Source organism: Erwinia aphidicola (genome assembly GCF_014773485.1).
GTDB classification, from domain to species: Bacteria; Pseudomonadota; Gammaproteobacteria; order Enterobacterales; family Enterobacteriaceae; genus Erwinia; species Erwinia aphidicola.
The window spans coordinates 146,788-170,874 of record NZ_JACXBP010000002.1; the positions used below are offsets into that span (position 1 = coordinate 146,788).

The 24,087-nt window shown below is 58.7% G+C and carries 21 protein-coding genes; 9 read left to right on the top strand and 12 right to left on the bottom strand.

The genetic code is table 11. The annotated features are described in order from the left end of the window. Window positions 1–2: 2 nt before the first annotated feature. The 10 genes from mraY to ilvI form a co-directional block, all read right to left on the bottom strand. A complete protein-coding gene (mraY, locus tag ID864_RS05140; RefSeq protein ID WP_048914878.1) occupies window positions 3–1,085 on the bottom strand; it encodes a phospho-N-acetylmuramoyl-pentapeptide-transferase in 1,083 nt (360 codons plus the stop codon). Continuing rightward, the gene (gene murF / locus ID864_RS05145; RefSeq protein ID WP_048914877.1) at window positions 1,079–2,440 is read right to left on the bottom strand and encodes a UDP-N-acetylmuramoyl-tripeptide--D-alanyl-D-alanine ligase; all 1,362 of its coding nucleotides are present in this window, start codon (window positions 2,438–2,440) and stop codon (window positions 1,079–1,081) included. Before murF ends, mraY begins: the two co-directional genes overlap by 7 nt. Continuing rightward, window positions 2,437–3,924 (bottom strand): UDP-N-acetylmuramoyl-L-alanyl-D-glutamate--2,6-diaminopimelate ligase, encoded by a 1,488-nt coding sequence (murE, locus tag ID864_RS05150; RefSeq protein WP_191149518.1) that lies wholly within the window; start codon window positions 3,922–3,924, stop codon window positions 2,437–2,439. Before murE ends, murF begins: the two co-directional genes overlap by 4 nt. After that, window positions 3,911–5,677: a peptidoglycan glycosyltransferase FtsI gene (locus ID864_RS05155; protein WP_191149519.1), complete on the bottom strand. Its 1,767-nt coding sequence runs from the start codon at window positions 5,675–5,677 to the stop codon at window positions 3,911–3,913. The genes murE and ID864_RS05155 overlap by 14 nt, the downstream gene beginning before the upstream one ends. Window positions 5,678–5,692: 15 nt before the next feature. Beyond that, window positions 5,693–6,013, bottom strand: coding sequence for a cell division protein FtsL (gene ftsL, locus ID864_RS05160; protein ID WP_048914874.1), 321 nt, complete (start codon window positions 6,011–6,013; stop codon window positions 5,693–5,695). Beyond that, a complete protein-coding gene (gene rsmH / locus ID864_RS05165; protein ID WP_048914873.1) occupies window positions 6,010–6,951 on the bottom strand; it encodes a 16S rRNA (cytosine(1402)-N(4))-methyltransferase RsmH in 942 nt (313 codons plus the stop codon). The genes ftsL and rsmH overlap by 4 nt, the downstream gene beginning before the upstream one ends. Window positions 6,952–6,953: 2 nt before the next feature. Next, complete coding sequence (gene mraZ, locus ID864_RS05170) at window positions 6,954–7,412, bottom strand: division/cell wall cluster transcriptional repressor MraZ (RefSeq protein WP_048914872.1); 459 nt, start codon at window positions 7,410–7,412, stop codon at window positions 6,954–6,956. A gap of 546 nt (window positions 7,413–7,958) precedes the next feature. Beyond that, on the bottom strand, window positions 7,959–8,969 hold the full coding sequence (gene cra, locus ID864_RS05175; protein ID WP_048914830.1) for a catabolite repressor/activator: 1,011 nt from the start codon (window positions 8,967–8,969) through the stop codon (window positions 7,959–7,961). A 161-nt stretch (window positions 8,970–9,130) separates the two neighbouring features. Continuing rightward, window positions 9,131–9,622, bottom strand: a complete 492-nt coding sequence (ilvN, locus tag ID864_RS05180) for an acetolactate synthase small subunit (protein WP_048914829.1) — start codon at window positions 9,620–9,622, stop codon at window positions 9,131–9,133. Window positions 9,623–9,624: 2 nt separating this feature from the next. After that, the gene (gene ilvI / locus ID864_RS05185; RefSeq protein ID WP_048914828.1) at window positions 9,625–11,349 is read right to left on the bottom strand and encodes an acetolactate synthase 3 large subunit; all 1,725 of its coding nucleotides are present in this window, start codon (window positions 11,347–11,349) and stop codon (window positions 9,625–9,627) included. A 478-nt stretch (window positions 11,350–11,827) separates the two neighbouring features. On the opposite strand from ilvI, the gene leuL reads away from it, so the two are divergent. From leuL to leuD, 5 genes are all read left to right on the top strand, one after another. Continuing rightward, complete coding sequence (gene leuL, locus ID864_RS23935) at window positions 11,828–11,911, top strand: leu operon leader peptide (protein WP_099753877.1); 84 nt, start codon at window positions 11,828–11,830, stop codon at window positions 11,909–11,911. Window positions 11,912–12,004: 93 nt separating this feature from the next. After that, window positions 12,005–13,573 (top strand): 2-isopropylmalate synthase, encoded by a 1,569-nt coding sequence (gene leuA, locus ID864_RS05195; RefSeq protein ID WP_048914827.1) that lies wholly within the window; start codon window positions 12,005–12,007, stop codon window positions 13,571–13,573. After that, complete coding sequence (gene leuB / locus ID864_RS05200) at window positions 13,574–14,662, top strand: 3-isopropylmalate dehydrogenase (RefSeq protein WP_048914826.1); 1,089 nt, start codon at window positions 13,574–13,576, stop codon at window positions 14,660–14,662. Further along, window positions 14,662–16,062 carry a 3-isopropylmalate dehydratase large subunit gene (gene leuC, locus ID864_RS05205; RefSeq protein WP_048914825.1) on the top strand — a complete coding sequence of 467 codons (1,401 nt, stop codon included), beginning with the start codon at window positions 14,662–14,664 and terminating at the stop codon, window positions 16,060–16,062. The genes leuB and leuC overlap by 1 nt, the downstream gene beginning before the upstream one ends. Before the next feature lie 9 nt (window positions 16,063–16,071). After that, complete coding sequence (gene leuD, locus ID864_RS05210; protein WP_048914824.1) at window positions 16,072–16,677, top strand: 3-isopropylmalate dehydratase small subunit; 606 nt, start codon at window positions 16,072–16,074, stop codon at window positions 16,675–16,677. Between the two features lie 85 nt (window positions 16,678–16,762). Here leuD and ID864_RS05215 read toward each other — a convergent pair whose 3' ends face one another. Then, window positions 16,763–17,947 carry an MFS transporter gene (locus ID864_RS05215; RefSeq protein WP_099753879.1) on the bottom strand — a complete coding sequence of 395 codons (1,185 nt, stop codon included), beginning with the start codon at window positions 17,945–17,947 and terminating at the stop codon, window positions 16,763–16,765. 248 nt (window positions 17,948–18,195) lie between these two features. On the opposite strand from ID864_RS05215, the gene sgrR reads away from it, so the two are divergent. The 4 genes from sgrR to thiQ all read left to right on the top strand — a co-directional run bounded on the left by sgrR (window position 18,196) and on the right by thiQ (window position 23,199). Further along, window positions 18,196–19,857 carry an HTH-type transcriptional regulator SgrR gene (gene sgrR, locus ID864_RS05220; RefSeq protein ID WP_062818084.1) on the top strand — a complete coding sequence of 554 codons (1,662 nt, stop codon included), beginning with the start codon at window positions 18,196–18,198 and terminating at the stop codon, window positions 19,855–19,857. A 72-nt stretch (window positions 19,858–19,929) separates the two neighbouring features. After that, complete coding sequence (gene thiB, locus ID864_RS05225) at window positions 19,930–20,916, top strand: thiamine ABC transporter substrate binding subunit (protein WP_099753880.1); 987 nt, start codon at window positions 19,930–19,932, stop codon at window positions 20,914–20,916. Continuing rightward, complete coding sequence (thiP, locus tag ID864_RS05230; RefSeq protein WP_191149520.1) at window positions 20,892–22,502, top strand: thiamine/thiamine pyrophosphate ABC transporter permease ThiP; 1,611 nt, start codon at window positions 20,892–20,894, stop codon at window positions 22,500–22,502. The genes thiB and thiP overlap by 25 nt, the downstream gene beginning before the upstream one ends. Next, window positions 22,486–23,199, top strand: a complete 714-nt coding sequence (gene thiQ / locus ID864_RS05235) for a thiamine ABC transporter ATP-binding protein ThiQ (protein WP_048914819.1) — start codon at window positions 22,486–22,488, stop codon at window positions 23,197–23,199. Before thiP ends, thiQ begins: the two co-directional genes overlap by 17 nt. On the opposite strand, the gene ID864_RS05240 is transcribed toward thiQ, so the two are convergent. Continuing rightward, window positions 23,179–23,940 (bottom strand): DedA family protein, encoded by a 762-nt coding sequence (locus tag ID864_RS05240; protein WP_048914818.1) that lies wholly within the window; start codon window positions 23,938–23,940, stop codon window positions 23,179–23,181. The genes thiQ and ID864_RS05240 overlap by 21 nt on opposite strands. Window positions 23,941–24,087: the final 147 nt, after the last annotated feature.

Below are 24,087 nucleotides of genomic sequence, written 5' to 3' on the forward strand. Positions count from 1 at the left end.
GATTACCGCACCTTCAGCGTGGCCAGGCCAATCAGCACCAGCATCAGTGAAATAATCCAGAAGCGCACAATCACGCGCGGTTCCGGCCAGCCTTTCAATTCATAGTGGTGGTGAATGGGTGCCATGCGGAAAATACGCTGCCCGCGCAGTTTGAAGGAACCGACCTGCAGGATCACCGACAGCGTCTCCACCACGAATACGCCGCCCATAATCACCAGCAGGAACTCCTGACGCAACAGCACGGCGATAGTGCCGAGCGCGCCGCCTAGCGCCAGGGAACCAACATCCCCCATAAAGACCTGCGCCGGGTAAGTGTTGAACCACAGGAAACCAAGACCCGCACCGACAATGGCGGTACAGACGATCACCAGCTCACCCGCGTGACGCAGATAAGGGATATGCAGATACTCGGCAAACTTCACGTTACCGGTCGCCCACGCCACCAGCGCGAAACCAGCGGCGACAAACACGGTTGGCATAATCGCCAGGCCATCCAGCCCGTCGGTCAGGTTGACCGCATTACTGGTGCCGACAATCACGAAGTAAGCCAGCAGCAGATACAGCAGGCCAAGCTGCGGCATCACGTCTTTAAAGAACGGCACTACCAGCTCGGTCGCCGGGGTGTCTTTGCCAATCATATACATGACAAAAGCGGCACCGAGGGCGATCACCGACTGCCAGAAATATTTCCAGCGGGCGATCAGGCCTTTAGTGTCCTTGCGCACCACTTTGCGGTAGTCATCGACGAAGCCGACAATGCCATAACCGACCAGCACGAACAGTACGCACCAGACGTAAGGGTTTGATGGATAAGCCCACAGCAGCACCGAAATGGTGATGGAGGTGAGGATCATAATCCCGCCCATGGTCGGCGTACCGCGCTTGCTGAAGTGCGACTCAGGACCGTCGTTACGTACCACCTGGCCAAAGGACATTTCCTGCAGGCGGGCGATCATGCGCGGGCCCATCCACAGTGAAATAAACAGCGCGGTCAGCAGGCTGACAATGGCGCGAAACGTCAGGTAGGAGAAGACGTTAAAGCCAGAATATAAAGAGACCAGATGCTCGGCCAGCCAGACTAACATGTGCCTTTCTCCTGTAAGGTTTGCACTACCTGCTCCATCGCGGCACTACGTGAACCTTTAACCAATACGGTAATGTGTGAATGCTGTGACAGCAGCGCCAGCGCACGCGCGCTCAGGGCTGCCTTCTCCGTGAAGTGCTCACCCACGCCGCTGGCATCAGAGATACCCTGGCTGAGCGTGCCCACGCTTAAAACTTTATCGATGCCGGCCAGGCGAGCCGCTTCGCCGACCTGACGATGACACTCGGCGGCTTCTGCCCCCAGTTCGCCCATGTCGCCGACGATCATTACGCGGTAGCCCGGCATTTCAGCCAGCACCTGCGCGGCGGCGGTCATTGAACCGACGTTGGCGTTGTAGCTGTCATCCAGCAGCAGCTTGTTTTCACCCAGTGCGATCGGGAACAGGCGCCCCGGCACGGCTTTAAGCTGGCTCAGCCCCTGCTGCACCGCCGTGAGCGGCGCTCCGACAGAGAGGGCCAGCGCCGTCGCGGCCAGCGCGTTAGCAATGTTGTGACGGCCCGGCAGCGGCAGGGTAATCGCGATGTCGCCCTGCGGGCTGTGCAGCGTGAAATGGGTACCCTTAGCGCTGAATTTCACCTCAGAGGCGCTGAAATCACAGTCAGCCTGCGGCTCCGGTGAGAAGCGCCAGACGGTTTTACCGTGCAGCGTCTGCTGCCAGTGCGGCCAGTCGTTGCTGTCGCTGTTGATAATGGCGGTGCCGTGCAGCGGCAGACCGTTGAAAATCTCACCTTTGGCTTTCGCCACGCCCGCCAGCGACCCGAACCCTTCCAGGTGCGCTGCGGCCAGGTTATTGACCAGCGCCGTCTCCGGGCGCGTCAGTTCGGTGGTATAAGCGATCTCACCCTGGTGGTTAGCCCCCAGTTCGATCACCGCATACTGGTGAGCTTCGGTCAGGCGCAGCAGCGTCAGCGGCACGCCGATGTCGTTATTCAGGTTGCCCGCGGTGTACAGCGTCTCGCCACATTCACGCAGAATGGCGGCGGTCATCTCTTTAACCGAGGTTTTGCCGGAGGAACCGGTGAGCGCGACGACGCGGGCAGTGGACTGCTGACGCACCCAACCTGCGATCTGGCCGAGGGCAATGCGGGTGTCTGCGACCACAACCTGCGCTACCGCGACAGGTAAGTGCTTACTCACAAGCAGCGCTAAACAGCCAGCGCTGATAGCGTCACCGACGAAGTCATGGGCATCGAAGCGTTCGCCTTTCAGGGCGATAAACAGGCAGCCTGCGCTCACCTTACGCGTGTCGGTGGTCACTTCGGTGATGCTGCGGTCAGCGCCGTACAGCGTGCCGCCGGTGATCTCAGCCAGCTGCTGCAGAGTGAAGGCGATCATGCTATCACCCCCAGCAGACGCGCCACGGTCACGCGGTCAGAGTAATCAAGGCGCTGGCTGCCGATAATCTGGTAATCTTCGTGGCCTTTGCCGGCCACCACTACAATGTCGCCTTCCTGCGCCTGCATCACCGCGTTAGTGACCGCTTGCGCACGCCCCATTACCACGCGGGCGCGGCCGGGGTCCAGCAGGCCAGTCAGCACATCGGCCACAATCGCCGCCGGATCTTCACTGCGCGGGTTATCATCGGTGATCACCACCACATCGGCGAACTGCTCGGCAATCGCCCCCATTAACGGGCGCTTGCCTTTATCGCGATCGCCGCCGCAGCCAAACAGGCACCACAGCTGCCCTTTACAGTGCAGTCGCGCGGCGCTCAGCGCTTTTTCCAGCGCGTCTGGCGTGTGCGCATAATCCACCACTACCGTCGGTTTGCCCGGCGCGCTAAACACTTCCATGCGCCCGGTAACCGGCAACAGCTGGCTTGCCGTAGCGACCAGCGCCGCCAGTGGATAATCCAGAGACAGCAGCGTCGCCAGCGCCACCAGCAGGTTGCTGACGTTGAATGCGCCCATCAGGCGGCTGTCAATTTCACCGTTGCCCCAGCTTGACTCAAAGCGCACGGAAGCCCCGCCGTCGTGATAGCGAACGTCAGTGGCTCTCAGCCAGCGGCCGTGACAGCCAGGCTGTAAATTGTTTTCCATGGTGACGGCAACGGCGTCAGGCAGCTGCTGCAGCCAGCGGCGGCCGACTTCATCATCGGCGTTGATAATCGCCTGGCCGACCTGATGCTCAGAGAACAGCAGCCATTTTGCGGCTTCATAGCGCGCCATATCGCCGTGGTAGTCGAGGTGGTCGCGGCTGAGATTGGTAAAGGCGGCAGCCGCAAACGGCAGGGCCGCTACGCGATGCTGCACCAGGCCGTGCGAGGAGATCTCCATCGCCGCCAGCGTGGCGCCTTTGTTGACCAGCGATGCCAGCAGATGCTGAACGTCAACCGCTGAGCCGGTGGTATTTTCCGCCGGGGCCAGCTGGCCATACACGCCGTTGCCGACGGTCCCCATCACCGCGCCGGTTTCACCCAGCAGCTGCGCCCACTGCGCCAGCAGCTGCGTAGTGGTGGTTTTGCCGTTAGTGCCGGTCACGCCAATGAGCTTGAGCTTTTCGCCTGGCTGCTGATAGAAGCGCCCGGCCAGGGCTGATAAACGCTGGGAGAGCTGGGCAAGGTAGATAACCGGCACGCCGTGCATCTCTACAATTTGCCCATCTTCCGCTTCACCTTCGGCATCCGCGATGACCGCCGCCACGCCCTGAGCAATGGCCTGGGGAATAAAACGACGGCCGTCAGCCGCATGGCCTTTCACTGCCACAAACAGATCGCCGGAGGCCACTTCACGGCTGTCCAGCGTCATTTCACGCAGCGGGCGATCGGGCGCAGCAGGCACCCATGGAGCCAGTAAGTCGCGCAGATTACGATCGGTCACTCGATCCCTCATTCTTGTTAGTTACCATCTCGCTTTTGTCACTGGTGGGTATGGCATCCGGTTCAACGTTCATGGTGCGCAGCACGCTGCCCATGATGGCGCCAAATACCGGCGCGGATACCGCACCACCGTAATATTTGCCGGCCTGCGGGTCATTAATCACCACCACCAGCGCAAAACGAGGGTTGCTTGCAGGTGCAACACCTGCGGTATAAGCAATGTATTTATTGACGTATTTCCCGTCCGGCCCAACTTTCTTCGCCGTACCGGTTTTAATCGCGATGCGGTAACCCTTGATCGCCGCTTTAACGCCACCGCCGCCCGGCAGGGCAACGCTTTCCATCATGTGCAGCACGGTGCGCACCAGCGGTTCAGGGAAGACGCGCTGACCCGCCACCGGCGGGTCAACTTTGGTAATCGACAGCGGGCGATAAATGCCATAGCTGCCCATCGTTGCGTAGACTCGCGCTAGCTGTAACGGCGTTACCATTAGCCCGTAGCCGAAAGAGAAGGTGGCCCTCTCTATGTCAGACCACCGTTGTTTTTGAGGGTATATGCCACTGCTTTCTCCGACCAACCCCAAATTGGTCGCTTTGCCGAAACCAAAACGTGAGTAAGTATCTACTAACGCGTTGGAAGGCATCGCCAGCGCCAGTCGAGAAACACCGACGTTGGACGATTTCTGGAGCACCCCGGTCAGGGTCAGTTCGCTATAGCGCGCCACGTCTTTAATTTCGTGGCCGTTAATACGGTAAGGCACGGTGTTCAGCACGCTACCTTCACGTACCACGCCGCGCTGCAGTGCGGTCATTACCACCATTGGCTTCACGGTGGAGCCAGGCTCGAAGATGTCGGTAATCGCGCGGTTACGCATCACATCTTTGGTCGTGCCGGTGAGGTTGTTCGGGTTGTAGGCCGGGCTGTTAGCCATTGCCAGCACTTCGCCGGTGTTGACATCCACCAGCACCGCGGTGCCCGACTCCGCTTTGTTAAACGCCACGGCGTTGTTCAGCTCGCGGTAAACCTGTGCCTGCAGGCGTTCGTCGATGCTCAGCGCGAGGTTATGCGCCGCCTGGCTGTCCACCGAGGAGATATCTTCAATCACGCGGCCGTTACGGTCTTTACGCACGGTACGTTCGCCCGGCTGGCCGGTTAACCACTTATCAAAACTTTTTTCAACGCCTTCAATACCCTGGCCGTCGATATTAGTGAAGCCAATCAGGTGAGAAGTGACCTGCCCGGCAGGATAGTAGCGGCGTGACTCTTCGCGCAGAAAGATGCCCGGCAGCTTGAGTTTTTTCACATAGTCGCCAATGGCCGGGTTGACCTGACGCGCCAGATAAACGAAGCGGCCGTTAGGATTGGCATTCACGCGTGCGGCTAACTGGTCGAGCGGAATCGACAACGCGTCAGACAACGCCTTCCAGCGGCTGTCGAGCGTAATGCCACCCTTGTCGTGCAGCTCTTTCGGATCGGCCCAGATGGCGTTGACCGGTACGCTGACGGCCAGCGGGCGGCCAGCGCGATCGCTGATCATGCCGCGTGAGGTCGGTACAGCCTGCACGCGCAGGGAGCGCATGTCCCCTTCACGCACCAGGCGGTCAGGATTGATCACCTGCAGATAGGCCACGCGCAGCAGCAACCCTGCCAGCGCAAGGAAAATACAGCCACACAACAACGCAAAACGCCAGCTGACAAAGCTGGCCTGATCTTCCGTGCGTTTCGACTTCTGCGTCTTATTTGCGGCTCTCATTGAGTCCGGGCGTCCTTATTGCTGTACCACAATATTTTCCTGCGAAGGATCAACATGCTGCATCTGAAGTTTCTCCGTAGCTGTACGTTCCACCCGGCTGTGATCGCCAAGCGCATTCTCTTCGAGGATCAGGTTGCGCCATTCGATATCCAGCGCATCCCGCTCCAGTACCAGCTGTTCACGCTGTGCGGTTAGCAAGCGGGTTTTATGCGCGGTGGTCACCACCGTCACGGCAGTTACCAGCACCGCAATCAGCAAAATCAGAGCGATCTTGCCGTGGCGTAACAGGTCACCACCGATGACGCCGGGTAAATTGTGGCGCTCGTTACCGATCATGATGCCGTTCGCTCCGCGATGCGTAATACGGAACTGCGCGCGCGCGGATTATCGGCCACTTCGCTGTCGCCCGGCATCATTTTGCCCAGCGCTTTCAGCTGGCGACCGCCCAGGCTGCTGAGCTGGGCTTCGGTCATCGGCAGGCCATGTGGCACCTGCGGTCCGCGGCTCTGCTCGCGCATAAAGCGTTTCACAATGCGGTCTTCCAGCGAGTGGAAGCTAATAATCGACAGTCGACCACCCGGGGCCAGCGCGCTCAGTGCGCCCTTCAGCGCCTGTTCAATCTCTTCGAGTTCGCTGTTTACCCAGATACGGATTGCCTGGAAGCTGCGCGTGGCCGGGTGTTTGAATTTGTCTTTCACCGGCGTGGCGACATAAATCACCTCGGCCAGCTCTTTGGTGCGCGTCATCGGCTGTTCACGATTGCGCTCAACGATGGCGCGGGCAATGCGCTTAGCGAAACGCTCTTCACCGAAGGTTTTCAGCACGAAGGCGATATCCGCCTCTTCCGCTTTCAGCAGCCATTCGGCAGCTGACTGGCCGCGCGTCGGGTCCATACGCATATCCAGCGGCCCGTCACGCATAAAGGAGAATCCACGTTCGGCATCATCCAGCTGCGGTGAGGAGACGCCCAGATCCAGCAGGATCCCATCAATCTTCCCCTGCAGGCCGCGCTCTTCGGCATACTCTGCCAGTGCAGAAAACGGACCGTGGATGATGCTGAAACGAGGATCGTTAATCTCAGCAGCGGCTGCGATAGCTTGCGGATCGCGGTCGATAGCATATAAACGACCCTGCTCGCCCAGCTGGGAGAGGATCAGGCGTGAATGTCCGCCGCGGCCAAAAGTGCCATCAATGTAGATGCCGTCAGGTTTGATATTGAGGCCGCTTACCGCCTCGTCTAACAGCACCGTTCTGTGTTTGTAAGTATCCTGCATAGCTATAACGACAAATCCTGCAGCCGCTCAGACAGGGGTTCCTGTGAGGACTGCTCTGCGTCAATATCATCCTTGACTTGTTGATACCAGGTCTGTTCATCCCACAGTTCAAACTTGTTGAACTGCCCAACCAGCATCACTTCTTTAGTCAGGCTCGCATGTTGACGAAGCGTATTCGCCAGCAGTAAACGGCCTGCATTATCCATCTGACATTCACTGGCGTGCCCCAGCAGGAGGCGTTGTACACGGCGCTCTGCGGGGTTCATGCTGGATAAACGCGACAGCTTTTGTTCAATGATTTCCCATTCGGGTAAGGTGTAAAGCAACAGGCATGGCTGGTGGAGGTCAATGGTACAGACCATTTGCCCCTGTGATTCCCCGATCAGCGTTTCGCGATAGCGCGTCGGCACGGCAAGCCGGCCTTTGCTGTCGAGATTGACTAACGTTGCTCCCCGGAACATGTCAGCCTCACCCCCCAGATACCCAAAATCACCACTTTACTCCACAAATTCCCACCAAAAGAGTGTACGGAGCAGAGGAAAACATTGTCAAGCCGCAGTAATAGCGGATTGGCATTATTTCTTCGTGAGATAAAACGTAGGGAAGTTAGAAACAAACCGCCTGAGGAGAGAATTCAAAAATAAACTAATGAATAGTGGCAGGAAATTCTCACACACCTTTAAGCTGCTCAAAAAAATACCACATTTTGACCGTAAAAAATAAACTGCCCGCTTTGCGACACCGGCGGCATTTTAAGGCATTTCCTAACACTTTCCCAGCGTGATGCAGATTCTCTGCGGCAGGCGCGTGGCGACAGGTGCAACAACTTATTTATAAACGTTAAGTTTTATAATCAAAAGCTGACGCCGACGGCTGGGCTTTACTTTTATTTACCTGTCTGGCTGAGCGCGGACGCTTAAATGTGAGGAGGGGGCCAAAGATGGCTCAGATTGGTTCTGGACAAACGGGGGCGGAAATAATGGGCGCGACGTTGCGCGCCCACTGTCTTAGTTTGCTTTGCGGTTCAGACGCCCACGGCGATAAAGATTACGGCGAATACGCGTCAGCCCCGGCTTTGGCTTGCGCGGCTCATCAAGACTGGCCAGCACCAGTTCCAGCACGCGCTCTGCCACATCGCGATGACGCTGGCCCACTGCCAGTACCGGGCACTCAAGGAAATCCAGCAGTTCGTGGTCGCCAAAGGTGGCAATCGCCAGGTCCTGTGGTAAACGCCCTTCACGTTTCAGCGTCACGTCCATCACGCCCTGCAGCAGGCCGAAAGAGGTGGTGAACAGTGCTTCCGGCATCTCATGGGTGTCGAGATAATTTTCGAACAGGGCCGCCGCTGCGCTGCGCTCAAAGCTGTTGGCATAGATAAAGTCGATCGGTCGTTCATCGCCCTTCCACGCATCGCGGAAGCCCAGCTCGCGCAGGAAACTGACGGACAGCTCCGGCAGCGCGCCAAGGAACAGCACCGATTTCGCCGGCAGCTTACGCAGTTCAGCACCGAGCGCTTCTGCATCGTCCTGATCGGCACCGACCACGCTGGTGAAGTGCTCACGATCCAGCGCCCGGTCCAGCGCAATGATCGGCAGCGGATCATTGACCCAGCGCTGATAAAACGGATGTTCCGGCGGCAGTGAGGTCGAGACGATAATTGCATCGACCTGGCGCTGTAGCAGATGCTCAACGCAGCGCATTTCGTTATCGGGCTGATCTTCTGAACAGGCGATCAGCAGCTGATAGCCGCGCTGGCGCGCCTGGCGTTCCAGATAGTTAGCAATTCGGGTGTAGCTGGTATTTTCCAAATCGGGGATCACCAGCCCTATTGAGCGCGTACGACCGGCGCGAAGCCCTGCCGCCACCGCGTTAGGGTGGTAATTATGTTCACGCACCACCGCCATCACTTTCTCGACGGTTTTATCGCTGACACGATACTGCTTAGCCTTGCCATTAATCACATAGCTGGCCGTCGTGCGCGAAACACCCGCGAGGCGCGCAATTTCATCCAGTTTCACAATAACCCCACACTTCTTTATGGATTAGCATTTGTCACATCTAACCGCAGAAAAGTGTGGCGAGCAACCGCTTTTCATCCGCAGCAGGCGCTTTGTGACAAATAAAAAAAACCCGGCATTACGCCGGGTTAGCAAACAATTCTGATCGTCACCTGGTGAAATTACCGCATGATACGATCGCCGCGCGACACGCCAACAATGCCGGAGCGCGCAACTTCAACGATTTCCGCCACTTCGCGCACGGTGCTGAGGAAGGCATCCAGCTTATCGCTGGTACCCGCAAGCTGAACCGTGTAAAGCGATGGCGTGACGTCAACGATCTGCCCACGGAAGATCTCCGCCGAGCGTTTCACCTCTTCGCGACCGTAGCCGCTGGCCTGAATCTTCACCAGCATGATCTCACGCTCAACGAAAGCGCCCTGGCCCAGCTCACTGACGCGCAGCACGTCCACCAGCTTGTGCAGCTGCTTTTCGATCTGCTCAATCACCTTCTCGTCACCGACGGTCTGAATGGTCATGCGTGACAGCGTCGGGTCGTCCGTTGGCGCCACGGTCAGGCTTTCAATGTTGTAGCCACGCTGGGAGAACAGACCCACCACGCGGGACAATGCGCCGGATTCGTTTTCCAGCAGAACCGATAATACACGACGCATAATTAAGTCCTCTCCGTTTTGCTCAGCCACATTTCGTCCATACCGCCACCGCGAATATGCATCGGGTAGACGTGCTCGGTGCCATCAACGTTGACGTCAACAAACACCAGGCGCTCTTTGCCTAACTGTTCCAGTGCTTCTGTCAGCTTCGATTCCAGCTCGTCAGGGCGATTGATCGAGATACCAACATGGCCATAGGCTTCCGCCAGGCGCACGAAGTCAGGCAGTGATTCCATATAAGATTGTGAATGGCGACCGGAGTAGATCATATCCTGCCACTGCTTCACCATGCCGAGGAAACGGTTGTTGAGGTTCAGCACCAGCACCGGAATGCCGTACTGCAGCGCGGTAGACAGCTCCTGAATATTCATCTGAATACTGCCGTCACCGGTCACACAGACTACGGTTTCTTGCGGCAGCGCCAGCTTCACGCCCAGCGCAGCCGGCAGGCCGAAGCCCATGGTGCCGAGACCGCCGGAGTTGATCCAACGGCGCGGCTTGTCGAACTGATAGTAAAGCGCGGCAAACATTTGGTGCTGACCCACGTCAGAGGTGACATAGGCTTCACCTTTGGTCAGACGGCAGATGGTTTCGATTACCGCCTGCGGCTTAATCTTATCGCTGGTGCGGTCGAACTCCAGGCACTGACGGGAACGCCACTGCTCAATGCTCTGCCACCAGTCGCGCACGCTGTCATAATTCTGCTGCACGTCGCTCTGGCCCAGCAGCTCCAGCATCTGTTGCAGCACCTGCTTCGCATCACCCACGATCGGCACATCGGCGGCCACGGTTTTCGAGATCGATGTTGGGTCGATATCGATGTGCAGCACGGTGGCATTCGGGCAGTATTTTGCCAGATTGTTGGTGGTACGGTCATCGAAGCGCACGCCAACGGCGAAGATCACATCGGAGTGATGCATCGTCATGTTGGCTTCGTAGGTGCCGTGCATGCCGAGCATCCCCACGCACTGACGGTGCGTGCCCGGGAAGGCGCCCAGCCCCATCAGCGAGGTGGTCACCGGAACATTCAGTTTTTCGGCAAGCGTCAGCAGCTCTTCGTGGCAGGCTGCATTAATCACACCACCACCGGCATAAATCACCGGCTTTTTCGCCGCCAGCAGCGTCTGCAATGCGCGCTTAATCTGACCTTTGTGACCCTGCGTCGTCGGATTGTAAGAGCGCATGCTCACTTCATCCGGCCAGACGTAAGGCAGTTTGTTCGCCGGGTTCATCATATCTTTTGGCAGGTCAACCACCACCGGGCCAGGACGACCGCTGGCAGCCAGCCAGAAAGCTTTCTTCATGATGGTCGGGATATCTTCAACCCGCTTCACCATAAAGCTGTGTTTCACCACAGGACGGGAGATCCCGACCATGTCGCACTCCTGGAAGGCGTCATAACCGATAAGCGAGGACATCACCTGACCGGAGAGCACCACCATCGGGATCGAGTCCATATAGGCCGTGGCAATACCAGTAATGGCATTGGTGGCACCGGGACCGGAGGTGACCAGCACCACGCCGACATCACCGGTGGCACGGGCGTAACCATCCGCCATATGCACAGCGCCCTGTTCGTGACGGACCAGGATGTGATCTACGCCGCCGACGGTTTGCAGAGCGTCATAGATATCGAGGACCGCTCCACCGGGATAGCCGAATACATGTTTTACGCCCTGATCGATTAACGATCGGACCACCATCTCGGCTCCTGACAACATCTCCATTTTTGCCTCCAGGCTTTAAGGTGCTGATTTATCTGCGGACAGATAAGGTCAAAACCTGTTTTTTATGCTCAGAAATTGGAAATCATTTCCAACATCCAGGTACAGGGCGCAGCCCCACTCGTTGAATAAACGTTATTGAGTTATGAATTCTTGTGGGCGTTTATCGCAAATACCATAACCGTAGAAAAGTTGGCAGGCAAACGGCAAACCACACCACGAGTGCGCAAAGCGTTAATTAAGGCTCTGCCGCCCTACCCTTGCCAGCGACAATTACACTGAAAATAAGGCATTCCAAAAGCGGAATATACTGCTGCCCGGTTATTTGCATTGTGATCGTTTTGTTATTAAAACTCTGTGGCATCGAATGCCCGGTCGGCTGAATAATGACCATGCGCAGCGGATTGTTATTGATGGTTGACAGCCCTGGGTTTGATCGGGTATCAATAAAGCCACTTTACAATTTATGGGGTCTGATTCAATGATTCGTTCCACCCGCCTACTCGGTCTACTACTAAACGCATCCTCATTGCGCGGTAGACTTGTGGGCGGAATCAATCACTGATTCAGGCTTGCAAAACTAAGAAACCCGCGCCAATGCGCGGGTTTTTTTATGCTCGCGGCAACCGGCGACGTAAACACGACAAGGAACAACCCAATGAGCCAACAAGTCATTATTTTCGATACCACTCTGCGCGATGGCGAGCAGGCATTACAGGCCAGCCTGAGTGTGAAAGAAAAGCTGCAAATTGCCCTGGCACTGGAACGTATGGGCGTCGACGTCATGGAGGTCGGCTTCCCGGTCTCCTCCCCGGGTGATTTTGAATCGGTGCAGACCATCGCCCGCCAGATTAAGAACAGCCGGGTTTGCGGTCTGGCACGCTGTGTGGAAAAAGATATCGACGCAGCCTACGAAGCGCTGCGCGTGGCGGAGGCCTACCGCATCCACACTTTCCTGGCGACCTCGCCGATGCACATCGCCACCAAACTGCGCAGTACCCTGCCAGAAGTGATTGAGCGTGCGGTGAAGATGGTGAAGCGCGCCCGTAACTACACCGACGATGTGGAGTTCTCCTGCGAAGACGGCGGCCGAACGCCAATCGATGACCTGTGCCGCGTGGTAGAAGCCGCGATTAATGCCGGTGCCACCACCATCAACATCCCGGATACCGTCGGTTACACCCTGCCTTACGAATACGCCAACATCTTTAGCGCCCTGCGCGAACGCGTACCCAATATCGATAAAGCGATCCTGTCCGTCCATACCCATGATGACCTGGGCATGGCGGTCGGCAACGCGCTGGCCGCGGTAAATGCCGGTGCGCGCCAGGTTGAAGGCGCCATGAACGGCCTGGGTGAGCGTGCCGGTAACTGCGCGCTGGAAGAGGTGATCATGGCGATTAAAACCCGCAGCCAGCTGATGAATGTGCACACGCGCATTAATCATCAGGAGATTTACCGTACCTGCCAGACCGTCAGCAAAATCTGCAATATGCCTATCCCGGCACATAAAGCGATTATCGGTTCCAACGCATTCGCCCACTCCTCCGGTATCCACCAGGATGGCGTGCTGAAGAACCGCGAAAACTATGAAATCCTGACCCCGGAATCTATCGGTCTGAAACAGGTACAGCTGAACCTGACTTCGCGCTCCGGCCGCGCTGCCGTGAAGCACCGCATGGAAGAGATGGGCTACACCGAAGCCGAGTACAACATGGATACGCTGTACGAGGCCTTCAAAGCGCTGGCCGATAAGAAAGGCCAGGTCTTCGATTACGACCTGGAAGCGCTGGCGTTTATCAACAAGCAGTCTGAAGAGCCGGAATACTTCAAGCTGGACACCTTCAACGTGCAGTCCGGTTCTACCGTAATTGCCACCGCCACCGTGCAGCTGGGCTGCGGTGATGAGCAGAAAACCGAAGCCGCTACCGGTAACGGTCCGGTTGATGCGGTCTATCAGGCGATCAACCGCATCACCGATTTCGATGCTGAGCTGATCAACTATCAGCTGACCGCCAAAGGCCACGGTAAAGATGCGCTGGGCCAGGTAGATATCGTGGTGCAGTACAACGAGCGTAAATTCCACGGCGTCGGTCTGGCGACCGATATCGTTGAGTCTTCAGCAAAAGCCATGGTTAACGCACTGAATAACATCTGGCGCGCTCGCCAGGTCGAGCAGGAATTGCAGCGTAAGTCGCAGATGAAAGATCAGAAGGAAGCCGTATAAATGTCCAGCAGCTACCATATTGCAGTATTACCCGGTGATGGCATCGGCCCGGAAGTGATGGCTCAGGCCAGCAAAGTGCTGGACGCAGTACGCGAGCGCTTCAACATGCGCATCTCCACCAGCGAATATGACGTCGGCGGCATCGCTATTGACCGCCACGGGGAGCCCTTACCGCAGGCAACGATTAAAGGCTGTGAGCAGGCGGATGCGATTCTGTTCGGCTCGGTCGGTGGCCCAAAATGGGAACACCTTCCGCCTGCAGAACAGCCGGAGCGCGGCGCACTGCTGCCGCTGCGTAAGCACTTCCAGCTGTTCAGCAACCTGCGCCCGGCCAGCCTGTATCAGGGGCTGGAAGATTTCTGCCCGCTGCGCCGCGACATTGCCGACCAGGGTTTCGACATTCTGGTGGTGCGTGAACTGACCGGCGGCATCTATTTTGGCCAGCCAAAGGGGCGTGAAGGCAGCGGAATGCATGAGCGCGCTTTCGACACCGAGGTTTATCACCGTTTCGAAATTGAACGCATTGCGCGTATCGCTTTTGAGTCAGCGCGCAAACGCCGCAACAAGGTAACCTCGATCGATAAAGCTAACGTGCTGCAGTCCTCTATTTTGTGGCGTCAGATTGTTAACGAAGTGGCGCAGGACTACCCGGACGTTGAGCTGAGCCATATGTATATCGACAACGCCACCATGCAGCTGATCAAGGCGCCGTCGCAGTTTGACGTGATGCTGTGCTCAAATCTGTTTGGCGACATCCTGTCGGACGAATGCGCAATGATCACCGGCTCGATGGGCATGCTGCCCTCCGCCAGCCTGAATGAGAAAGGCTTTGGTCTGTTCGAACCGGCGGGCGGTTCCGCGCCGGATATCGCCGGGAAAAATATCGCTAACCCGGTGGCGCAGATCCTGTCACTGGCCCTGCTGCTGCGCTACAGCCTGAATGCGGCAAACGCCGCCGACGCTATTGAGCACGCCATTAACCGCGCGCTGGAAGAGGGTTATCGCACCGGCGACCTGGCCGGTAACGGTAAAGCGATCGGCACCGATGAAATGGGCAGCGTGATTGCCCGGTTTATTCGCGAAGCATAATGATGAAAACACTGTACGAGAAGCTGTTTGATGCGCACGTCGTGCACGAAGCACCCAATGAAACACCGCTGATCTATATTGACCGTCACCTCGTCCATGAGGTGACCTCAGCGCAGGCATTTGACGGCCTGCGCGCGCACGGCCGCCCGGTGCGCCAGCCGTCAAAAACCTTTGCCACCATGGATCATAACGTCTCCACCCAGTCGCGGGACATCAACGCCAGCGGCGAGATGGCGCGTATCCAGATGTCGATGCTGATGAAAAACTGTGAGGCGTTCGGCGTGCAGCTGTTTGACCTGAACCATCAGTTTCAGGGCATCGTACACGTGATGGGGCCGGAGCAGGGCCTGTCGCTGCCGGGCATGACTATCGTTTGTGGTGATTCCCATACCTCCACCCACGGCGCGTTAGGCGCGCTGGCGTTTGGTATCGGCACCTCCGAGGTCGAACACGTGCTGGCCACGCAGACGCTGAAACAGTCGCGGGCGAAAACCATGAAGGTGGAAGTGCGCGGCAAAACGGCAGCGGGCATTACCGCGAAAGATATCGCGCTGGCGATTATCGGTAAAACCGGCAGCGGCGGCGGCAACGGTCACGTGGTCGAATTCTGCGGCGAAGCGGTGGAAGCCCTGAGCATGGAAGGCCGCATGACCCTGTGCAACATGGCGATTGAGCTGGGCGCGAAGGCCGGGCTGATTGCGCCTGATGACACCACCTTTAACTACGTTAAGGGCCGTCGCTTTGCCCCGAAAGAGGCTGAGTGGCAGCAGGCGGTAGATTACTGGCGCACGCTAAAATCCGATGATGGCGTGCAGTTCGACAAAGTGGTGACGCTGGATGCCGCCGATATTGCGCCGCAGGTGACCTGGGGCACCAATCCCGGCCAGGTGATCGCCGTCAGCGATCTCATCCCGGACCCGGCGTCGTTCAGCGACCCGGTGGAACGCGCCTCTGCGGAAAAAGCGCTGGCCTATATGGATCTCAAACCCGGTATTCGCCTGACCGATGTGCGCATCGACAAAGTGTTTATCGGCTCCTGTACCAACTCGCGCATTGAAGATCTGCGCGCGGCGGCGGCGGTGGTAAAAGGCCATAAGATCGCTGCTGGCGTGCAGGGGTATGTGGTGCCCGGTTCCGGCCCGGTGAAAGCTCAGGCGGAAGCGGAAGGTCTGGATAAGATCTTTATTGATGCGGGTTTTGAATGGCGCCTGCCAGGCTGCTCGATGTGCCTGGCCATGAACAACGACCGCCTCAGCCCGGGTGAACGCTGCGCTTCCACCAGCAACCGTAACTTTGAAGGTCGCCAGGGGCGCGGCGGACGCACTCATCTGGTCAGCCCGGCGATGGCAGCCGCAGCAGCCGTAGCCGGCCATTTTGCCGACATTCGTGAGCTGGCGTAAGGAATTATTATGGCGAAAAAATTTACCCAACACAGCGGTATCGTGGTGCCGCTGGATGCAGCCAACGTCGACACCGATGCGATTATCCCCAAGCAGTTTTTGCAGATGGTGACGCGCACCGGTTTTGGCCGCAACCTGTTTTATGACTGGCGCTACAGCGACGCTGAGGGGCAAATCCCTAACCCGGACTTTATCCTTAACCAGCCGGCGTTCAGCGGTGCCAGCATTATGCTGACCCGTGAAAACTTCGGCTGCGGCTCCTCGCGTGAACATGCACCGTGGGCGCTGACCGATTATGGCATCCAGGCGATTATTGGCTCCGGCTTTGCCGATATCTTTGCTAATAACTCGTTCAATAATCAGCTGCTGCTGGTGACGCTGAGTGAAGCAGAAGTGGATGAGATGTTTCGGATGGTCGCCGCTGAGCCGGGCATGCGTTTTACCGTTGATCTGGTCAATCAGCAGGTGCTGGTCGGGGATAAAGCCTGGCCGTTTGAGATCGACAGCTTCCGCCGCCACTGCCTGATCAACGGTCTGGACTCCATTGGCCTGACGTTGCAGCACGATGCCGATATCAGCGCCTGGGAACAGAAACAACCCGCGTTTTTGCGTTGATGCGGCGGCGGGCTGACCGAAAAAGAGGGTCAGCCGCTACAAATACGGTAGGGTTCGACCTTTTTTTCCGGTCGACCCCTATCAATCACACCGCTCTTTTCTCCCGCACCCGCCACGACAGCGCAAACGACACTATCGCCAGCAGGAACGCCAGCCAGTAAACCGCGTCATGCCCGAAGGTCTCCGCCAGCGCCCCCTGCAGCACCCCCGCCAGAATGACCCCGGTCGAAATACTGTTGGTAAACAGCGTGGTGGCCGCGCCGGGGCGCCCAGGCATTAAATCCTGGAACCAGATCATGCCAATCCCGGCAATAATGCCGATAAACACCGCATTAAACAGCTGCAGTATCATCAGCGCCGTGCGGCTGTGAAACAGCACCAGCCCGAGATAAAACAGCACGCCGCAGCCGATCGCCAATAGCATCATGGTGCGTTTACCAAAGCGTTTCACAGAGTGCCCGGCCAGCAGCATGACCGGGATCTCCAGCCCGGCCGCGGTGCCCATCAGCAGCCCGGCCAGTTTCTCCGGCAGCCCCAGCACGCCGCTGATATACAGCGGCATATCAATGATATACATGGTATTGCAGGTCCACATGATCACCGAGGCGATAAACAGCATGCGCACGTCCGCACTTTTCCAGGCGCTCATCTCGGTGATAGGAACTGCCCCGCTACTCTCCGCACGCGGCACCGACGGCAGGGTAAACCACACCAGCGCCACGCAGGCAACGAACAGCGCTGCGGCAACGATAAACATGGTGGTAAAGCCATAGTTCAGGGCAATAGCAAACGACAGCGGCGGGCCAATTACCCACGCCAGCGACAGCTGGGCACGCATCACCGAACTAAACATCACCGCCTCACGCGCTGAGCTGTCGGCATATTCCCGCGCCAGGGCAAATATCTGCGGCATCGCCACGCTGGCAATCGCCGACAGCAGCACCCCGGCGGTGATCAGCGTCAGATAGTGGCGGTTGAAGGCAAACAGCAGCGCATTCGCCACCGCCATCACGCAGCAGAACAGGATCAGCATGCGCCGGTCGCCGCGATTATCGGAGCGCTTCGCCAGCAGCAGGCTGACCACGATCCCCGCCACCGCATTCACCGTATAAAACAGCCCGACCCAGAACGGCCGCACGGCTACTTCACGGCTGAGGAACAGGCTCAGCGTCGGGGCCTGTAATGCCCCGGCGACGCCGACCATAAAAGAGACAGCCATAAAAGCCAGGTACACCGGATGAATACGGCGATTGCGAAGGAGCGATTTCATTACGGGTGCCTCGACCTGCAAAAATGGAGAGAGTGCTAAACCAATAGCTTAGAAGAGAAAGCATGAAAAAAGCCAGCGGCATAGACGCCAGCTGGCCGGTGAAAAGCACCATACTCAGAACTACCCGGTCCGGGTAAAGATTCAGAGTGCCATTCCGAAGAATGCCTCCCACTCTTTCATCTGTCAGCATTATCACCGTAATATAGGGCAGCAAAAACAGACGGCTTTTAACACAGGGTTCCCCTTTTATGTCTTCACCGCGTTTGCAGCAGCAGTTTATCCGGCTCTGGCAGTGCTGCGAGGGCCAGTCACAGGAAACCACGCTGAGCGATCTGGCGGTCCAGCTCAGCTGTTCTCGTCGCCATATGCGCAACCTGCTGAACGCTATGCAGGAACAGGGCTGGCTTGAGTGGCAGGCGGAAGCCGGGCGCGGCAAGCGCTCACGCCTGACCTTCCGCTACACCGGGCTGGCCCTGCAGCAGCAGCGGGCGGAGGACCTGCTGGAACAGGACCGCATCGATCAGCTGGTACAGCTGGTCGGCGACAAAAACCGCGTGCGTCAGATGCTGCTATCGCATCTGGGCCGCAGCTTCCGCCAGGGGAAACATATCCTGCGCGTGCTCTACTACCGCCCGCTGCTCAATCTGCTGCCCGGCACGCCGCTGCGCCGCTCAGAAACCCACCTCGCCCGCCAGATCTTTAACGGCCTGGCGCGGATAAATGAGGAAAACGGGGAAATCGAGCCGGACATTGCCCACCACTGGCAGCAGATCGCCCCGCTGCACTGGCGCTTCTTTCTGCGCCCGGCGATTCATTTCCACCACGGCCGCGAGCTGGAGATGGACGATGTCATCGCCACGCTGGAGCGCCTGAAACAGCAGCCGCTGTTCAGCCACTTCGCGCAGATTGAAAGCCATACGCCGTGGACGCTGGATATCCATCTCAGCCACCCTGATGCCTGGCTACCCTGGCTGCTGGGCAGCGTCAGCGCGATGATCCTGCCAAAGGAGTGGCCGCACATGCGCAACTTTGCCCGCCAGCCGGTGGGCACCGGGGCCTACGCGGTCGAGCGCAACCAGCACAGCCAGCTGCGCATCTCGGCGTTTGATGACTACTTTGGCTACCGGGCGCTGATTGACGAGGTCAACATCTGGGTGCTGCCGGAGATCAGCGACGAGCTGGTCTACTCCGGCGTGAAGCTGCAAAGCGAAAGCACCGATGAGAAATCAGAGGAGAGCCGTCTTGAGGAGGGCTGCTACTTCCTGATGTTTGACCAGCGCTCCGCACACGGCCGTAATGAGCAGCTGCGCCGCTGGATCAGCACCATCTTCAACCCGATCGCGCTGCTTAACCACAGCGGCATCGCCTATCAGCGCTACTGGTTCCCGGCCTACGGCCTGCTGCCGCGCTGGCACCATCGCCGCGATATGGCGGTTGCCGGGAAGCCGCCGGGGCTAACTTCGCTCACCATCACCTGGTATAGCGACCACATTGAGCACCAGGGCATCGCCAACGCGCTCGGGCCGATCCTGGCCGCGCACGGCGTCGAGCTAATCACTCAGGAGATCGACTATGAGAGCTGGTATCGCGGCGAAGCCGAAAGCGATATCTGGCTCGGCAGCGCCAACTTTACCCTGCCGCTGGAGTTCTCGCTGTTTGCCCTGCTGTATGAGATCCCGCTGATGCACCACTGCGTGCCGATCGACTGGGAAAGCGATGCGGTGCAGTGGCGCGAGCAGAAGCTGCCGCTCGCCGACTGGAGCAAGCAGCTGATTGAGAGCAACTTCCTGCATCCGCTGTTCCACCACTGGCTGCTGCTGCACGGGCAGCGCAGTATGCGCGGCGTGCGCATGAACACCCTCGGCTGGTTTGACTTCAAGTCTGCCTGGTTCGCGCCGCCGGAATCATGACGCTTTCGCCCTGTTGACGAAGCCTCTACAATAAGCCGCGATTAGCGGCCCACCCTACTGAAGGAACGCCACGTGTTGAAAAGAATACTGCCTCTGCTGGTGCTGTTTTCCCTGCCTGCCTTCGCGGCGAAAGAGACCCTGACGGTTTACACCTATGACTCTTTCTCCGCCGACTGGGGCCCCGGCCCGGCGATAAAAAAAGCGTTCGAAGCGCAGTGCAACTGCGAGCTGAAATACGTGGCGCTGGAGGATGGCGTGTCGCTGCTCAACCGGCTGCGCATGGAAGGCAAGAACAGCAAGGCCGACGTGGTGCTGGGGCTGGATAACAACCTGCTGGATGCCGCCGAAAAGACCGGGCTGTTTGCCCCGGCCACTGTCGACACCCACGGCAGCACGGTGCCGGGCGGCTGGCACAACAGCACCTTCGTGCCGTTCGATTACGGCTGGTTCGCCTTCGTTTATGATAAAACCAAACTGCAAAATCCGCCAAAAAGCCTGAAAGAGCTGGTGGAGAGCGACCGACCGCTGAAGATCATTTACCAGGATCCGCGCACCAGCACGCCGGGACTCGGCCTGCTGCTGTGGATGCAGAAAGTGTTTGGCGCTGACAGCCCGCAGGCGTGGCAGAAGCTGGCGAAGAAAACCGTCACCGTCACCAAAGGCTGGAGCGAAGCCTATGGCCTGTTTCTGAAAGGGGAGAGCGATATGGTGCTGAGTTACACCACCTCCCCGGCTTATCACCTGATTGCCGAGAAGAAAGACCAGTACGCCGCCGCTAACTTTAGCGAAGGCCACTATCTACAGGTAGAGGTGGCCGGGCAGCTGAAGGCCAGCAAGCAGCCTGAACTGGCACAGCAGTTTATGCAGTTCATTCTGACGCCTGCCTTCCAGGACACTATCGCCACCGGCAACTGGATGTACCCGGCGATCAAAACCACCCTGCCTGCCGGTTTCGACACCCTGACAGTGCCCGCCACCTCTTTGCAGTACAGCGCCGGGGACGTAGCGAGCCAGCGCAGCAGCTGGATTAGTGCATGGCAACGCGCCGTCAGCCAGTAATCCCCGGCTGGCTGCTGCCCGGCGGGATTGCCGCGCTGCTGCTGATCGGCGTGGCGCTGCTGGCGTTTTTTGCCCTGTGGCAGAATGCACCCGCAACCGACTGGCGCGCACTCTGGCATGACAGCTATCTGTGGCACGTGCTGCGCTTCTCCTTCGGCCAGGCGCTGCTGTCGGCGCTGCTGTCGGTGTTACCGGCGATTCTGCTGGCGCGGGCGCTGTATCGCCGCCGCTTTACCGGGCGCGCCACCCTGCTGCGGCTGTGCGCCATGACGCTGGTGCTGCCGGTGCTGGTCGCCGTGTTTGGCATTCTCAGCGTCTATGGCCGCAGCGGCTGGCTGGCGCAGCTCTGCGCCCTGCTCGGCATCCACTATTCGTTCACGCCTTACGGCCTGCAGGGCATCCTGCTGGCGCACGTCTTCTTTAATCTGCCGCTGGCCACGCGCCTGCTGTTGCAGGCCTTGCAGCAGATCCCCGGCGAACAGCGCCAGCTTGCTGCCCAGCTGGGCCTGGGCGGATGGGCGCATTTTTGCATTGTCGAATGGCCGTGGCTGCGGCGGCAGATCCTGCCGGCAGGCGCGCTGATCTTTATGCTCTGTTTCGCCAGCTTCGCGACGGTGCTGTCGCTTGGCGGCGGACCGCAGGCCACCACCATCGAGCTGGCAATTTTTCAGGCGCTGAGCTTTGACTACGACCCGGGCCGCGCCGCTCTGCTGGCGCTATTGCAGATGGTCTGCTGCCTGGGGCTGGTCGTGCTGAGCCAGCGTCTGAGCAAGGCCATTCCGGCGGGCAGCGACAGCCTGGGCGGCTGGCGTAATCCGCAGGACAGCTGGCGCGCACGCCTGCTTGACGGCGTGCTGATCGCGCTGGCGCTGCTGCTGATCCTGCCACCGCTGCTGGCGGTGGTCGCTGACGGGCTCAATCAGGGCTTTAGCGGCGTATTGCAGCAGACCGCGCTGTGGCAGGCGACGTTTACCTCGCTGCGCATCGCCCTCGGGGCCGGGCTGTTGAGCGTGCTGCTGACGGTGATGCTGCTGTGGAGCAGCCGCGAACTGCGCCTGCGTCAGCATTCGCTGTGGGGCCAGGCGCTGGAGCTAAGCGGCATGCTGATCCTCGCCATGCCCGGTATTGTTCTGGCGACCGGCTTTTTCCTGCTGCTCAACCAGAGCGTGGGGCTACCGGACTCCGCGGACGGCATCGTTATTTTCACCAATGCGCTGATGGCGGTGCCTTATGCCATGAAGGTGCTGGAAAACCCGCTGCGCGACATCGCCGAGCGCTACAACCGCCTCTGCTTATCGCTGGATATTCGCGGCTGGAACCGCCTGCGGCTGATTGAGCTACGCGCCCTGAAACGCCCGCTGGCGCAGGCGCTGGCCTTTGCCTGCGTACTGTCGATTGGGGATTTCGGCGCGGTGGCGCTGTTTGGCAACGAGCACTTCCGCACGCTGCCGTTCTACCTCTATCAGCAGATAGGTTCGTACCGCAGCAGCGACGGCGCAGTAACGGCCCTGCTGCTGCTGCTGCTCTGCTTCCTGCTGTTCACCGTGATTGAAAAACTGCCGGGGCGCCATGTTAAGCCTGACTAATCTCACCTATCTGTACAACCACCTGCCGATGCGCTTCACCTTCAGCGCGCAGGCGGGCGAGCGGCTGGCGATCCTCGGCCCGAGCGGCGCGGGCAAAAGCACCCTGCTGAGCCTGCTGGCCGGCTTTCTGCCGATCAGCGGCGGCGATCTGCGGCTAAACGGCTGCGATCATCGTGCGACGCCTCCGGCGCAGCGCCCGGTGTCGATGCTGTTTCAGGAGAACAACCTGTTTCCGCACCTGACGGTGGCGCAGAATATTGGCCTTGGCCTGCACCCCGGGCTGAAGCTCAGCCACCAGCACAAGCATGAGTTACAGAACATCGCCCAGCGCGTCGGGCTGACGGATGAGCTACAGCGCCTGCCGCATCAGCTCTCCGGCGGCCAGCGCCAGCGTGCGGCCCTCGCCCGCTGCCTGGTGAGACAACAGCCGATCCTGCTGCTCGACGAGCCGTTCTCCGCCCTCGATCCGGCCCTGCGTAAAGAGATGCTGGCGCTGGTGGATGAGGTCTGTGCCGAGCGCAATATCACGCTGCTGATGGTGTCGCACAGCATTGAAGATGCCGCGACCATCGCACCGCGCAGCCTGCTGATCGTTGACGGAAGGGTTTACTGGGATGGCAGCACCGCGCTGTTGCAGCGCGGTGCCGTGCCGGAGGCGGCGGTACTCGGGGTGACTTTAGAAAAACACGTCCCATAACAGATGGCGGAAAATCGGCATCATCGGGTGGAACTGAATCGCGGTAAAGCTGGCTATCGCCAACACCGCCACCAGCGGCGCTAACCAGCGCAGGCGCGCAACCGGCAGAAACGGCGTGGCCCAGTCGTTCTGCTTTTTCGCCCGCAGCCAGCGCCAGCACAGCCAGCAGCCGAGCCATACCAGCAGCGCCACGCCGAGCAGCAGCCACTTAAACATCCCGCTGCTGGCATCCTTCGGCACGTCAATCGCCACGCCCGCCAGGATCCCCGGCAGCAGATAGAGCGGCGGCCACAGAATGCAGCCAATCAGATTCGGCGGAATAAATTTGCGCACCGGCAGCTCCAGCATCCCTGCCACCAGCGGGATCAGCGGTCGCGTAGGCCCAACAAAGCGCCCGACGATAATGGTGAACATGCTGTGCGCGTGCAGCGCATGTTCGGTTTTATCCATCAGCTTCTGGTGTTTTTTGATAAACGACCAGCGGTGCAGCGGCCCTTTAAACTGCCAGCCGATAAAATAGGAGATCCAGTCACCGAGCAGGCAACCTATCGTCCCCACCGCCCACGCAGGATAGAGCCCAATCTGCCCGCTGCCGATCAGCGCGCCAAAGGAAGCCATTAACACCGTTCCCGGCAGCAGCAGCCCGACCAGCGCCAACGATTCAAAGAAAGTCACCAGGCCGATCGCCAGTAGCGACCAGGCCAGTGATTGGGTAATTAAATGTTGCAGCCAGGCTTCCATATCATTCCAAAACGGTAAGAAGAACCCTGGATTCTCCAGAGGCAGCTGGAAAGCGTCAAGGCCTGATTTGTATGGGAACGTATGGCGGCGAGTGAACAACACAATCACTGTATAAATAAACATGCTATCATTGATGAATTATGATGC